Origin of the sequence: Arthrobacter gyeryongensis (assembly GCF_039543785.1) — a bacterium.
Classification (GTDB): domain Bacteria; phylum Actinomycetota; class Actinomycetes; order Actinomycetales; family Micrococcaceae; genus Arthrobacter; species Arthrobacter gyeryongensis.
In genome coordinates, this window is the sequence record NZ_BAABKK010000026.1 from 94,351 (window position 1) to 106,764 (window position 12,414).

General features: G+C 64.7%; 13 protein-coding genes. 9 read left to right on the top strand and 4 right to left on the bottom strand.

Annotated features, from left to right (window positions below; all coding sequences use genetic code 11):
- The first annotated feature begins 5 nt into the window (after positions 1 to 5).
- Genes ABEA18_RS18045 through ABEA18_RS18075 form a run of 7 tightly spaced genes read left to right on the top strand, consistent with a single transcriptional unit; the run spans position 6 to position 7,811 of the window.
- The gene (locus ABEA18_RS18045; RefSeq protein ID WP_345451405.1) at positions 6 to 1,538 is read left to right on the top strand and encodes a sodium:solute symporter family protein; all 1,533 of its coding nucleotides are present in this window, start codon (positions 6 to 8) and stop codon (positions 1,536 to 1,538) included.
- Positions 1,535 to 2,800 (top strand): AGE family epimerase/isomerase, encoded by a 1,266-nt coding sequence (locus ABEA18_RS18050; RefSeq protein WP_345451406.1) that lies wholly within the window; start codon positions 1,535 to 1,537, stop codon positions 2,798 to 2,800. The genes ABEA18_RS18045 and ABEA18_RS18050 overlap by 4 nt, the downstream gene beginning before the upstream one ends.
- Positions 2,797 to 3,546, top strand: a complete 750-nt coding sequence (locus tag ABEA18_RS18055; RefSeq protein WP_345451407.1) for a 6-phosphogluconolactonase — start codon at positions 2,797 to 2,799, stop codon at positions 3,544 to 3,546. Before ABEA18_RS18050 ends, ABEA18_RS18055 begins: the two co-directional genes overlap by 4 nt.
- Positions 3,543 to 4,307, top strand: coding sequence for a sugar isomerase domain-containing protein (locus ABEA18_RS18060; protein ID WP_345451408.1), 765 nt, complete (start codon positions 3,543 to 3,545; stop codon positions 4,305 to 4,307). The genes ABEA18_RS18055 and ABEA18_RS18060 overlap by 4 nt, the downstream gene beginning before the upstream one ends.
- The gene (locus tag ABEA18_RS18065; protein ID WP_345451409.1) at positions 4,304 to 5,467 is read left to right on the top strand and encodes an N-acetylglucosamine-6-phosphate deacetylase; all 1,164 of its coding nucleotides are present in this window, start codon (positions 4,304 to 4,306) and stop codon (positions 5,465 to 5,467) included. The genes ABEA18_RS18060 and ABEA18_RS18065 overlap by 4 nt, the downstream gene beginning before the upstream one ends.
- The gene (locus tag ABEA18_RS18070) at positions 5,464 to 6,747 is read left to right on the top strand and encodes a neutral/alkaline non-lysosomal ceramidase N-terminal domain-containing protein (RefSeq protein WP_345451411.1); all 1,284 of its coding nucleotides are present in this window, start codon (positions 5,464 to 5,466) and stop codon (positions 6,745 to 6,747) included. Before ABEA18_RS18065 ends, ABEA18_RS18070 begins: the two co-directional genes overlap by 4 nt.
- A complete protein-coding gene (locus ABEA18_RS18075) occupies positions 6,744 to 7,811 on the top strand; it encodes a LacI family DNA-binding transcriptional regulator (RefSeq protein ID WP_345451413.1) in 1,068 nt (355 codons plus the stop codon). Before ABEA18_RS18070 ends, ABEA18_RS18075 begins: the two co-directional genes overlap by 4 nt.
- Here ABEA18_RS18075 and ABEA18_RS18080 read toward each other — a convergent pair.
- The 3 genes from ABEA18_RS18080 to ABEA18_RS18090 all read right to left on the bottom strand — a co-directional run bounded on the left by ABEA18_RS18080 (position 7,746) and on the right by ABEA18_RS18090 (position 10,396).
- Complete coding sequence (locus tag ABEA18_RS18080) at positions 7,746 to 8,423, bottom strand: HAD-IA family hydrolase (RefSeq protein WP_345451415.1); 678 nt, start codon at positions 8,421 to 8,423, stop codon at positions 7,746 to 7,748. The genes ABEA18_RS18075 and ABEA18_RS18080 overlap by 66 nt on opposite strands.
- A gap of 55 nt (positions 8,424 to 8,478) precedes the next feature.
- Positions 8,479 to 8,856, bottom strand: a complete 378-nt coding sequence (locus ABEA18_RS18085) for a VOC family protein (RefSeq protein WP_345451417.1) — start codon at positions 8,854 to 8,856, stop codon at positions 8,479 to 8,481.
- A gap of 61 nt (positions 8,857 to 8,917) precedes the next feature.
- Positions 8,918 to 10,396 carry an MFS transporter gene (locus ABEA18_RS18090; RefSeq protein ID WP_345451419.1) on the bottom strand — a complete coding sequence of 493 codons (1,479 nt, stop codon included), beginning with the start codon at positions 10,394 to 10,396 and terminating at the stop codon, positions 8,918 to 8,920.
- A 102-nt stretch (positions 10,397 to 10,498) separates the two neighbouring features.
- Here ABEA18_RS18090 and ABEA18_RS18095 point away from each other — a divergent pair, with 102 nt between their 5' ends.
- A complete protein-coding gene (locus ABEA18_RS18095; protein WP_345451421.1) occupies positions 10,499 to 11,206 on the top strand; it encodes a TetR/AcrR family transcriptional regulator in 708 nt (235 codons plus the stop codon).
- A gap of 16 nt (positions 11,207 to 11,222) precedes the next feature.
- Here ABEA18_RS18095 and upp read toward each other — a convergent pair whose 3' ends face one another.
- Entirely contained in the window at positions 11,223 to 11,858 is a 636-nt protein-coding gene (gene upp / locus ABEA18_RS18100) for a uracil phosphoribosyltransferase (protein ID WP_059388604.1), read from the bottom strand.
- Positions 11,859 to 11,881: 23 nt separating this feature from the next.
- On the opposite strand from upp, the gene ABEA18_RS18105 reads away from it, so the two are divergent.
- Positions 11,882 to 12,391 carry a nucleoside deaminase gene (locus ABEA18_RS18105; protein ID WP_345451423.1) on the top strand — a complete coding sequence of 170 codons (510 nt, stop codon included), beginning with the start codon at positions 11,882 to 11,884 and terminating at the stop codon, positions 12,389 to 12,391.
- Positions 12,392 to 12,414 lie beyond the last annotated feature (23 nt).

Genomic DNA, 12,414 nt, shown 5'->3' on the forward strand with positions numbered 1-12,414 from the left:
GATGTATGTATTTCGCCGACTGGCTCGTTTTAGGCGCCTATTTCGTCGTCATGATAGGGATCGGCTGGTGGGCCAAGAGCAGAGTGAAAAACGCCGCCGACTTCTTCACAGCGGGCGGGAAGATGCCGTGGTGGCTGGCAGGGATTTCCCACCACATGTCCGGATATTCGGCTGCTGTCTTCGTGGCGTACGCCGCCATCGCCTACACCACCGGTTTCGCGCTGTATGTCTGGTGGGCGCTCACCATCACCATCGCCTGCCTTGTTGGCGCTTTCTTCTTCGCCCCGCGCTGGCCGCGTCTCAGGCAGCGCTTGGGGATCATCTCCCCGCTCGAATACCTGGCCACGCGCTACAACCTGCCCGCGCAGCAAGTACTGGCTTGGTCCGGTGCCGCATTGAAAATCTTCGATGTTGCGGCCAAGTGGGCAGCCAGTGCGATCCTCCTGAACGTGTTCGCCGGGGTTCCGATCGCCGTTGGCATCCTGATCGTCGGCGGGGTCACACTCATCTATTCGACCATCGGCGGCTTGTGGGCCGACGCATTGACGGATATGGGCCAATTCATCATCCAGTCCGTAGCCGGCGTTGCGATGCTCATCTTCGCCGTGGCCAAGCTTGGGGGCGTTTCCTCGATCGCGGGAATCTGGTCCCGTCTGCCCGCCTCCCACTCGCAGCCATTCGCCGGTGATTACACCATCGGGTTCTTCCTCGCCTATTGCCTGATCAGCACGATTTCCTACAACGGAGGTACCTGGAATCTGGCTCAACGCTTCATTGCCGCTCCGTCCGGCTCAGCGGCCCGCAAATCGGTCCTGCTTTCGGGCGCCCTTTATCTCGTGTGGCCGCTGGTCCTTTTCTTCCCGATGTGGGCCGCGCCGCTGATCCTGCCCAATCTGACGCACCCGGATCAGGCTTACGCGCTCCTTACCCAGCAGCTGCTGCCGGCCGGCCTGGTGGGGTTGGTTGTCGCCGGAATGTTCTCACACACCATGGCCATGACCTCTTCGGACGCCAACGCGATTTCCGCCGTCGTCATCCGGGACATCATCCCTGCGCTGCGCGGTTCCCGGCAGCCCCTGACGTCGCGGGCGGAACTGCTGGGTGGCCGGATTTCCACGTTCCTGTTCATCGGATTGTCGATGGTCATTGCCCTGAGCGCGGATTCATTCGGCGGCGTGCTTGGCCTGATCATCCTCTGGTTCGGGGCCTTGGTGGGGCCGATCGCCGTTCCCATGCTGCTGGGGATGTTGCGCCCGTTCCGGCGCTGCGGTCCCTCGGCAGCCCTGTTCTCCTGGGCCACCGGTTTGATCGTTTTCGCACTCGCAAAGTACGCCTTGGCCGCTCCCATCGCGAGCCTGGGCACGGCCAGCGCGCAGACAATCAACGTGGCCGCCCCGGTGCTTGCCTCCGCGATCGTATATTGCGTCTTCGGCTGGCTGCGCCCTTGGCACAACGAGGCGTCCGATGCCCTAGTCGAGTCCCTCGACCGCGACCTTGAGCCGGCCACACCGCTCCCGGTTGAAAGCAGCATGGCATGAGCGGAACCGGATCCGAAATACGGGATCAGCTGCTCAAGGGCGTCCTCCCCTGGTGGCTCGAGAACGGAGTCGACAGGGAAAGCGGAGGGGTTTTCACCTGCTTTTCCAACTCAGGGCGGTTGCTTTCGAACGAAAAATATACGTGGTCGCAAGGCCGCTGGGCTTGGCTCTGCTCGCGGATCGCGCTGGACAGCGAGGCCGGAATCATCGGGGAAAATCCCCTGTTGTGGGCAACTCTCTCGATTGAAACTGCCAGGTTCATCCAAGCCCACGCCATCCTGGACAGCAGCGTAACGGCATACCGCACGTCGGCTGACGGGCATGCGCTGCCGTCCGGGCCGCAAGGGGAGATCGCCGTCAGCGTACTGGCTGACCTCTTTGCGGCCTTGGGCCTGGCGGGTGCAGCCCGGCTTCCCCAAGCGGCGGGCCACGAACGTGACGCGTGGCTGCAATCAGCCCATGCGCTTCTCGCCCACGCCGAAGAACGGATCGAGGCCCGGAACGCTCCGTCCGAGCCCTACCCCGTGCGGTCCGGATTCAAGGACGCAGCCGGGCTGATGCTGCTGCTGAATGTGGGCGCCCAACTCCATTTGGCCAGCGGATCGGCTGAAAGCGCTCGCACAGCCAGTGCCGCGCTTTTCCAGCTGCTCGGCGACGCAACCTCCGAAGGCATGTGGAAGACCGACTCGTGGTGGGAATACCGGCCCGACAGCAGCGATGACCTGGACACGCTCCTGGCCCGCCACCGCACCCCCGGCCACTTACTGGAGATGCTCTGGATGGTCATGGAATCCGTCGAGATCATGCCTGAACTTGCACCTCGTATTCCGGATTGGCTACCGGACCTTGCGGTCCGTGCTCTGGAAACCGGCTGGGATGAGCAGCACGGCGGCATCTTCAGATACGTCGACAGCACCGGGGATGAACCGCGGGGCAGGCTTTTCGGCAACGACCCCTACGAAACGTTGGTGACCCAAACGTGGGACACCAAGCTGTGGTGGGTCCAGGTTGAGGCCCTCTACGCAACCAGGCTGCTCGCCGAGCGTTTCGGGCGTCCTGACCTCCTGGGTTGGCATGAGCGGATCTGGTCCTACACCCTCGACACCTTTCCGGATCCCTCCGGCCAGGAGTGGCTGCAAATCCGCGATCGCGAGGGGAAACCCCTCGACAAGGTGGTGGCGCTGCCCGTCAAGGACCCCTTCCATATAGCCCGATCACTCCTCCTGACTACTGAACTAGAAACCCGAAGGACACACACGTGACAGCACTGACCACTTACAGCCCCGCCGTTTCCACACACCCGGACCGGGCAGCGTTGGGGAGACACGCCGGCGCGCATGCGGCGGAAACGCTGCGCAGCGCGCTCCGGAACCAGCGGGAGGTCCGGCTGATGCTGGCGGCAGCTCCCAGCCAGGAGGCAACGCTTCAGGCGCTCGTCCAGGAGCCTGGCATCGATTGGAGCCGCATAACGTGTTTCCATATGGACGACTACCTCGCGCTCGAGGCCGACGCACCCCAAGGGTTCGGGAACTGGCTGCAACGGACGTTCTTCAGCTACCTTCCCCCGACCACCTTTCACCGCATCAACCCGGGGAACCCCGCCGAAGCCGAGGCACAGCGCTATGGCACGCTGATGGGCCACGATCCCTTTGACCTCGTGCTGCTCGGACTGGGAGTCAACGGCCATCTTGCCTTCAACGATCCCCCGGCAGACCTCGCCGACCCGCTGCCAGCCCGCGTCATCAACCTGGACCACGTCAGTCGCCAGCAACAAGTGGACGAAGGTCATTTCGCCAGTTTCGACGACGTTCCGCAGCGCGCCATCACCGTTTCCATCCCGCGTTTGCTGCACGCCTCCGAAATCATCGCCTCCGTGCCAGGGCGTGCCAAAAGGGCTGCCGTGCACAACACCCTGAACCAGCCGGTCAGTGGAGACCATCCCGGAACTGCGCTGCGCACGCACCCCAACGTCACCATCTACCTCGACGCCGAATCCAATCCGCGATGAACGCAAATTTGCAGCTCTCGGGCGACTACCTCGGAAAAATCACCGAGCTCCTCGGGCGGATCCGCCTGGAAGAAGCCGAAAACATCAGCGTCGCCGCCGGCATTCTCGCGGCCCGGGTGGCCAAGGACGAACTGGTACACATCTACGGCCCCGGCGGTCATTCGAACCTGGCAAGCCAGGAAGTGTTCTTCCGGGCAGGCGGACTGATGCACGTCTCCGCCATCTTGGACGAAGGCACCTTGCTCTCCAGCGGCGCCCTCCGCTCAATGGCCATGGAACGGACGCCGGGTTACGGCCGGATCGTCATCGAGGACGCTGGCCTCGGACCAGGGGACCTCCTGATCCTGGTCAACGCGTACGGCATCAACAGTGCGCTCATCGACGCGGCCCTGACGGCGCGTGAAAGATCGGTCAAGACCATCGGAGTTTCCTCGCGGGAGCACGCAGAGGAAACAGCCAGTGACCACCCCGCACGGCATCCGCAAAAACTGAACCTACACGATGTCGTCGACCACCACATCGACACGAAGGTTCCGGTCGGGGACGCCGTCATGACGGTTCCCGGGGCGGTCGAAAAGACGGCCGCCGTGTCCACGTTCGCCAACGCCTTCGCCCTGAACTGGCTCATGATGTCCACCATCAGCAAGCTGAACGAAATCGGGATAGAGCCGCCATTGTGGAGATCAGGGAATGCGCCCGGCGGGGACGAAGCCAACCAGCAGTTCATTTCACGTTTCAAAGGACGGGTACACAAGCTGTGACACACCCCAAAAAGATCGTGGGCAAAGACCCCCACCGGGGGATCAACATAGAAATCGCCTACGACACGACCATCCTGTCGGTGCGGGAGATCGACCCTGACCAGGGGCTGCCCGTCATCGCGCCGGGATTCATCGACGGCCAGGTCAACGGTTACGGCGGACTGGATGTCAATGCCCCCGACATCACCCCGCAAACCATCATCAACTTGAGCGCGAAGCTGGCGAAGCTGGGCGTCACGACGTGGGTGCCGACCATCGTGACAGCGTCCGAAGAGGCAATCACCGGCGCGCTCGAACAGATCAAGCGGGCCTGCGAAATTGATCCAAGCACCCGGGCGGCCATCCCCTGTGTCCACATCGAGGGCCCCTTCATCTCGGACCAGGACGGCCCCCGGGGCGTCCACGACGCCCGCTTCGTTCGCCCCTTGGACGTTGAGGAGGTCCGGCGCTGGCTTCGCGCAAGCGGAATGGTCGGCATCGTCACCGTCTCTCCGCATACCCCCGACGCGCCGGCCCAGATCGCTGAAATCCGCGAACTCGGCGTCCAAGTGGCCATCGGACACACGCACGCAAGTCCTCAACAAATCACGGCTGCCATCACGGCCGGAGCCCGCCTGGCGACCCATCTGGGCAACGGCATAGCCACCACCCTGCCAAGGCACCCCAATGCCCTGTGGACTCAACTCGCTGACGACCGCCTCACGGCGGGACTCATAGCGGATGGCCACCACTTGCCCGGCGATACGCTCAAAGTCATGATCAGGGCCAAGACCCCCGAACGGGCCTATCTGGTATCTGACAGCACCGCACTGGCCGGCAGCGCGCCTGGCCGCCACCGCACTTCCGTCGGCGGCCTCGTGGACCTCGCCCCCGGCGGGAGGCTCTCCCACGTGGGCACGGATCTGCTCGCTGGGGCCGCGGCTACCCTCCCGGACGGTTTCCGCAACGTGATCCGAAACGTCGGCCTGGATCTATCGGAAGCCCTCAAAATGGTGACGTCCACTCCCGCCCGGGTGATCCCGGGCACCCGGCCGGGGCTCGGTCACCTTCGAGTCGGTTCCCCGGCAGATTTTGTCCTGATCACCGCGGACGGACCCGAAGCAGGGACCATTACCGAGGTTATCCAGTCCGGCCGGAAAGTATCAGGCGGACCGCAATGAGTACCACCCAAGCCGAGGAGCCCGTCCTGCGGGTGGGCGCCGCCGTCGTCGAGATCTCGCCGCCGGTTGGGACGCCGATGGCCGGATTCGCAGCGAGGACGGAACCGAGTACCGGCGTCCACGATCCCCTGACCGTCCGGGCGCTGGCTGTCGATGACACGTGCTGGATCACCGTGGATGTGTGCGGCCTCCACGAAGACACGTGCACCCGCATCGCACGCGGCTTGCCCTTTATGCCGGAGCGTGTCGCAATCACCGCGACGCATACCCACGCGGGTCCGTGCGTCATGCCGGGCCGGCTCGGAGGCCATGACCCGCGGCTCCTGGAGGAGATCGTCCGGGCTTGCCGCGAGGCCACGGAGGCTGCCGTGGCCTCCCAGCGGCCGGCCACCCTGCAGTACGGCGAATCGCGCGGAGTGGATGTTGCCAGGAACCGCCGCCATCCTGAACGCACCGTGGATCCGCCTGTCCAGCTTGCCTCTTTCAGCGACGCAGCCGGACAAATCATTGCCTGGCTGGTTCTCTATCCTTGCCACCCGGTAGTTCTAGGTCCGGAAAACCGGCTCATCAGCGGCGATTACCCGGCGTTCACTAGGAGCGTCCTGGAGGAGCGTTCCCCCGGCTCGGTTGCACTTTTCCTGCCCGGGACCGCCGGGGACATCAACTCCGGCCATCCCGCTGACGCGTCGTACTCGCTATCCGGCTTTGCCGGCAGGACGATGGAGCAGGCGCGAAAGATCGGAGAACGTGTGGCGGCAACCGCATTGGGGACCCCGCTCTTGCCGGTCTCCGGTTCCGGTTCCCGGCAGACCACGGCAGCCCGGAGGACCATCAGCGTCGCAATGAATTCGCGCGACGCCGTTTCGCCCGCCGAGTTGAGCCGGCTGTGGGACGCCGAAGCGGTTTCTGCCGACCCGGGCCGGCGATCCCTTCTCAACGCGTGGATGCAATGGGCCAATGACCGCGGGCCCGACGACGAAATGTCCTGGGAGGCGCCAGTGAGCGTCTTCAACTGGCAGGGCCTGACCCTCGTAGGATTACCCGGAGAACCATTCCTGGCCGCAACGGAAGCCATCGCCTCCGAGGTCGAAGGGCCGGTATTCGTCACGGGTTACACCAACGGGTGCCCCGGATACTTCCCGAGCGCGGACGAATATGACTTCGGAGGATACGAAGTGGAGGACGCCCACCGCTACTACGGTATGCCGGCCCCCTTCGCTCCTGGCAGTGCCGAAGCCCTGATCCAGGCCGCTTTGGAACTCGCGGGTGAGCTCCAATGACAGGCCGGCCTACCATCACGCAGTTGGCGGCCGAACTCGGCATCGCCCCCTCAACCGTGTCCAGGGCCTTTACCCGACCAAACCTGCTCAAGCCGGAGACGGTGGCAATGGTTCAAAAAGCGGCCGAAGCCGCCGGTTACGTACCGAACCATCACGCACGCGCCCTCTCAACAGGACGCGCCGGCGCGATCGGACTCATCGTGCCGGACATCGCCAACCCGTTCTTCCCTCCGCTAGTCCGTGCGGCCCAAAACTACGCGAGCGACCTCGGACTGTCCGTATTTTTGGCGGACACGGATGAAGACCCCACCCGGGAAGACCGCCTTATCTCACGGATGGCGCCCCAGGTCGAAGGGTTGATCGTCGTATCTTCCCGGCTCGCTTCGTCCCGCATCCGGCAGATCGCCGATTCCCAGCGGGTGGCATTCATCAACCGCGACGTTCCAGAGACCTACCGGATACTCCTGGACACTACGGCCGCCATCCGCTCCGCGCTGGCGCACTTGTCCGAGCTCGGCCACCGCCGCATCGCCTACATCGGCGGGCCACCACAATCATGGGCAAACAAGCAGCGTCGCTCGGCCGTGGACAACTTCTCGAAGGCCCATGCCCTCGAGGTGACGCATTTCAGCGCGGATCCGGGCACCTACGAAGCTGCGAAGGCTCTCAGCGATTCGGTGGCAGCGTCCGGAGTCACGGCGGTCATCGCTTTCGACGACGTCATCGCGCACGGCCTAATGGGCGGATTCGCTGCCGCGGGCGTGGACGTCCCGAAGGACTTGAGCGTCATCGGATGCGACGACACCCTAGCAACTACAACGTTTCCTGCCCTTTCGACGATCGCGGTCAACGTCGGTGCAGCAGCCCGACGCGCCGTCGCCGCCCTCTCCGAGAACCCAGGCTCAACCAGCCTGACCGGGGCGAGGATCATCTTCGAGGGAACCCTCGTCCTCAGGGGGACGACAGGACCCGTCCGGCCCGCATCCAGCCCGCTGACGCTAGAACCGGAGCTCGATCACCCGGCGGCCCGAAGCGTCCAGACCGGCCGTGGCAGTGACAGCTGAGTAATCCGCGATCTGCCACAGCCCATCAGCTGCCTCGCCGCCGGCGTCGCCCACCACCACGGTTCGCATGCCGGCCGCACGGGCGGAAGCGATACCCGCCGGGGCATCTTCGAAGACGACGACGTCGGCCGGCTCGGCACCCAGCAGCGCGGCGGCCTTGAGGTAGCCTTCCGGGTCAGGTTTGCCTCGGGTCACGGCCTCGGACGTGACAGTGGTCGCAGGCATCTCGAGCCCGGCTGCCTGCATGCGCACCCCGGCAAGGATCCGATCGGCCGAGGTGACCATGGCGAGTGCGTCGGCAGGCAAGGACCGCAGCAGTTCCGCGGCTCCGGGCAACGCAACGATCCCGTCCGTCCGGGTCCGCTCCATCTCGCCGAGTTCCTCCGCCAGCGCGTCGATGTCAGCTCCGGCCGGGGCGAAACGGCGCACCGTGTCCTTGGCTTGGACCCCGTGTGAAGTCCGCAGGATCTCCTCGATGTCCAGTCCATACCGGCCCGCGAATTCGCTCCAGACTTCCTCCACGATCGCGGTGGAATCCACCAAGGTTCCGTCCATATCGAAGAGGACAGCCCGGACGGTCAGGGTTTTCACGGCTTCAGCAGGCAGGTTCATGCATCCATCCTGCCTGCTGAAGCCGGTCTGCGGCCCAACTCTTACGGTGTGAGTCCTAGCCGTTCGGCCGGTGGGGGATGTACTGAACGGCCCATTTGTTGCCGTCCGGATCGGCGAAGTACACAAAGTGGCCCCAATCCTGGATGTCGATGTCGCTGACGTCCACGCCGTTGGCCTTGAGCTGGCTGTGGGCCTCCTGGATATCGCCCACCACCATTTGCAGGCTGGGAGCGGTGCCTGGAGGGGCGTCGTTGAGGCCCTCGCCGATGCAGATGGAGCAGGCCGAGCCAGGCGGAGTCAGTTGGACGAAGCGGATGCCGTCCATGGGCCGCTCGTCGTAGTCGGCGTTGAAGCCCACTTTGTTGACGTAGAAATCCTTGGCGCGGTCCACATCGGACACAGGGACAAACACAAGTTCAAGTTTCCAGTCCATGGGCCACAGGCTATCGGCGGAGCTGGAAAACCGGTAGGGGCGGAGCACAACGCGGGGTCACTTACGGCCCATGTTGCTGCCCGAATTGGGCCGTAAGTGACCCCGCGTTGACGAGTTCGACGGCGGCGCCTCCCCAGGTGCCCACGCCGGCTTCTGTTTCAGCTTGCGCGCGGGCGCGGGCGCGGGATGGAAGGAGCCACGCCACCAAGGTGGCAAGGACCAGCACGGATGCACCCACGTAGACGGCGGGAATGGCCGCGTCCACATAGCCCGTGGGAGTGAGTTTGCCGCCGGCTCCCGTGAAGACTGCCGTCAGGACGGCCACGCCCAGTGCTACGCCGATCTCCCGGAGAGTCGAGTTGGTGCCGCTCGCCTTGGCGTGGTCCTCGGCGCGCATGTTGGCGAGCACCGCCGTCGACATCGGGGCGAAAACCAGGCCCATGCCGATTCCTGCCGCAATGAAGCCTGGCACCAGGGTTTCATACGGGACGGTCGCGGAAAGGACCCCGGCCAGCCAGAACATGCCGGCCGTGAGGAGGGCAAGGCCCGCGATCATCAGGGTCCTGGTGCCAATCCGCGGTGCCAGCAGGCCGGCGAGCGGTGCGACGAACATGGGGGCCAACGTCCAGGGCATCGTCATGACGCCGGCTGCGAGGGGTCCGTGGCCCTGCACCACCTGCAGGAACTGGATGAGGATGAAGACGGACCCGAAGATCCCGAAGCTGAAGGTCAGGCCGATCAGGTTGGCCACAGTGAAGCTGCGGTCGCGGAACAGCCGAAGCGGAAGCAACGGCGCGGCGACCCGGGATTCCCACAGAACGAAGGCAAGCAGCAGGACCCCGCCACCGATCAAGCCGCCGAGGACTTCGGCACTTGACCAGCCGGCGTCGTTCCCTCGGACAATGCCGAAGACGAGCGCCAGGAGGCCCAGTCCGGAGAGAAGAAGACCTACGACGTCGGCGCGGACGCGTGCGCCGAAGCTGTTCGGCAGCGCGAAGAGCGCCAGCGGAATCGACAGGATGCCGATGGGCACGTTGGGCCAGAAGATCGCTTCCCAGCTCCAGCCTTCCACGACTGCGCCTCCGATGAGCGGTCCCAGGGCGACACCCAGGCCGGAGACTCCGCCCCAGATGCCGATGGCGAGCGGGCGCAGCTTGTCGCTGACCGAACCCACCAGCAGGGTGAGCGATAGCGGCATGAGCGCCGCGGAACCAACGCCCTGGACGGCGCGGGCAGCGATGAGCTGCCACGGATCGGTGCTGACTGCTGCCGCTGCGGAAGCGATGGTGAAGATGGCAAGGCCCGCGATGAACACATGGCGGCGGCCGAATCGGTCCCCCAGGCCGACGGCCAGCAACATGAACGCCGCGAAGCTCAGGGAGTACGCATTGACGATCCACTGAAGTTCCTCGACGCTCGCGCCGAGGGCCTTGTGCATGACGGGCAGTGCGTTGGTAACCACAAGGTTGTCCAGGGTGGCCATGAAGACGGGCAGGGAGGCCGCCACAATGGCCAGCCAGACGGGAATGGTGCGTTTCATGATGACTCCACAGGGCCGCTGAGATGCCGCTACGTTCGGGATGTTGTAATCGAATGATTACTTAAAGTCCAAAGTTAGTTATCGACTGATAACATGTCAAGTGTGGTGAAGAAAACAATGGGCACAGGCGCCCCGGGAACGGACTCAAGCAGCCAGGCAACCGCCGAACGCATACCTGCGGCGAAACGGCGTGAACTGATCCTGGAAGCCGCCACGGGCGTGTTCGCCGAGCGTGGCTACGCCGGTTCCACCACAGACCAGGTGGCAAAGGCCGCGGGCATCAGCCAGCCGTATGTCGTGCGGATGTTCGGCACCAAGGAGACCCTGTTCCTGGAGGCCCTGGACCGCGCCCACGGCAAGTTGATGCGCGCTTTTCGCGACGTCATCGCGGCCTACGACGCCGGAGAACTCGCCGAAGAATTGCATCACCTCGATCCCGCCGCCGGGAGCGGCCGCCCGGAACAGCTCAAGCAGCTCATGGCCATCGCCTACGCGGATCTGGTGGAGGACCGCGGGATCCTCATGATGCTGATGCAGGCTTTCGTGGCAGGCCACGAACCCGCCATCGGGGCACGGGCCAGGGAAGGATTCCTGGACATTTATCGCCTGGTGCGGGACGAAGCCGGCCTGTCTCCCGAAACTTCCCGCGACTTCCTTGCGCAGGGCATGCTCATGAACACCCTGATCGGGATCCGCCTGCCGGAGATCTACGAGCAGGACGAGACCGCCGAGGAGTTGCTTGAGTGCACCCTGCGGTCCAAGCTGCCCATGGTGCTCAAGGCAAGCAAAGCGCAGCGTCGGGCGGGTTGAGGCGCGGACGGGCTCGTTAGCCGGCCACGCCGTAGAGGCGGTCTCCGGCGTCGCCCAGGCCCGGAACGATGTAGGCCTTTTCGTTGAGCCTCTCGTCGATCGAGGCGAGGACGATCTTGACGTTGGCCTCTGAAAGCTCTTCTTCGAGCTTGGCCAGGCCTTCCGGCGCGGCCAGCAGGCAGATGCACGTGACGTCCGAAGCGCCGCGCTTGAAGAGGAACTTGATGGCTTCGCGCAGGGTGCCGCCGGTGGCGAGCATGGGATCCAGGACGAAGATCTGGCGGCCCGTCAGGTCCTCCGGGAGGCGCTCGGCGTAGGTGATGATGTCCAGGGTTTCTTCGTCGCGGGCCATGCCCAGGAAGCCCACCTCGGCAGTGGGGACCAGCTTGGTCATGCCCTCAAGCATGCCGAGGCCTGCGCGCAGGATGGGAACCACCAGCGGCGTCGGCTTCGTGAAGGCGGTACCGATCGCCTTGGTGACCGGGGTTTCGATCTCTACCGCTTCGGTCCTGACCTCGCGGGTGGCCTCGTAGGCCAGCAACGTGACGAGTTCTTCAGTGAGTTGCCGGAAGACCGGTGAAGGAGTGTTCTTATCCCGCAGAACGGTGAGCTTGTGAGCGACCAGCGGGTGGTCCACGACGAGTGTGCGCATGACTCCAAAACTATCATTGAGGCATGAGCACCAACGAGCCTTATCACGCAGAGCACGCGGCCTGGATGGGCCTGGCCCTGGACGAGGCCCGGCTGGCGCTTGATACGGAGGATGTGCCGATCGGCGCTGTCGTTTTGGGGCCCGACGGCGGCGTGCTGGGCGCCGGGCGGAACGAACGGGAAGCGCACGGCGACCCGACGGCGCACGCCGAGATTGTCGCCATCCGTGAGGCAGCCGCCGCCCTGCAACGCCACGCCCTGGAGCTTGGCGAAGGCGGAGACGGCTGGAGACTCGAGGACTGCACCCTCGTCGTGACGCTGGAGCCCTGCGCAATGTGCGCCGGAGCGATTGTGCTGGCACGGATTCCGCGGGTGGTCTTCGGCGCCTGGGACGAGAAGGCCGGTGCCGCCGGATCCGTGTTCGATATTTTGCGGGAACGCAGGCTCAACCACTGGGTGGAGGTCTACGCGGGCGTGCGCGAAGAGGAATGTTCAGCCTTGCTCCGGGATTTCTTCGCAGCCCACCGGAAGTGATAGCCATCCGGGAGCCCCCTACC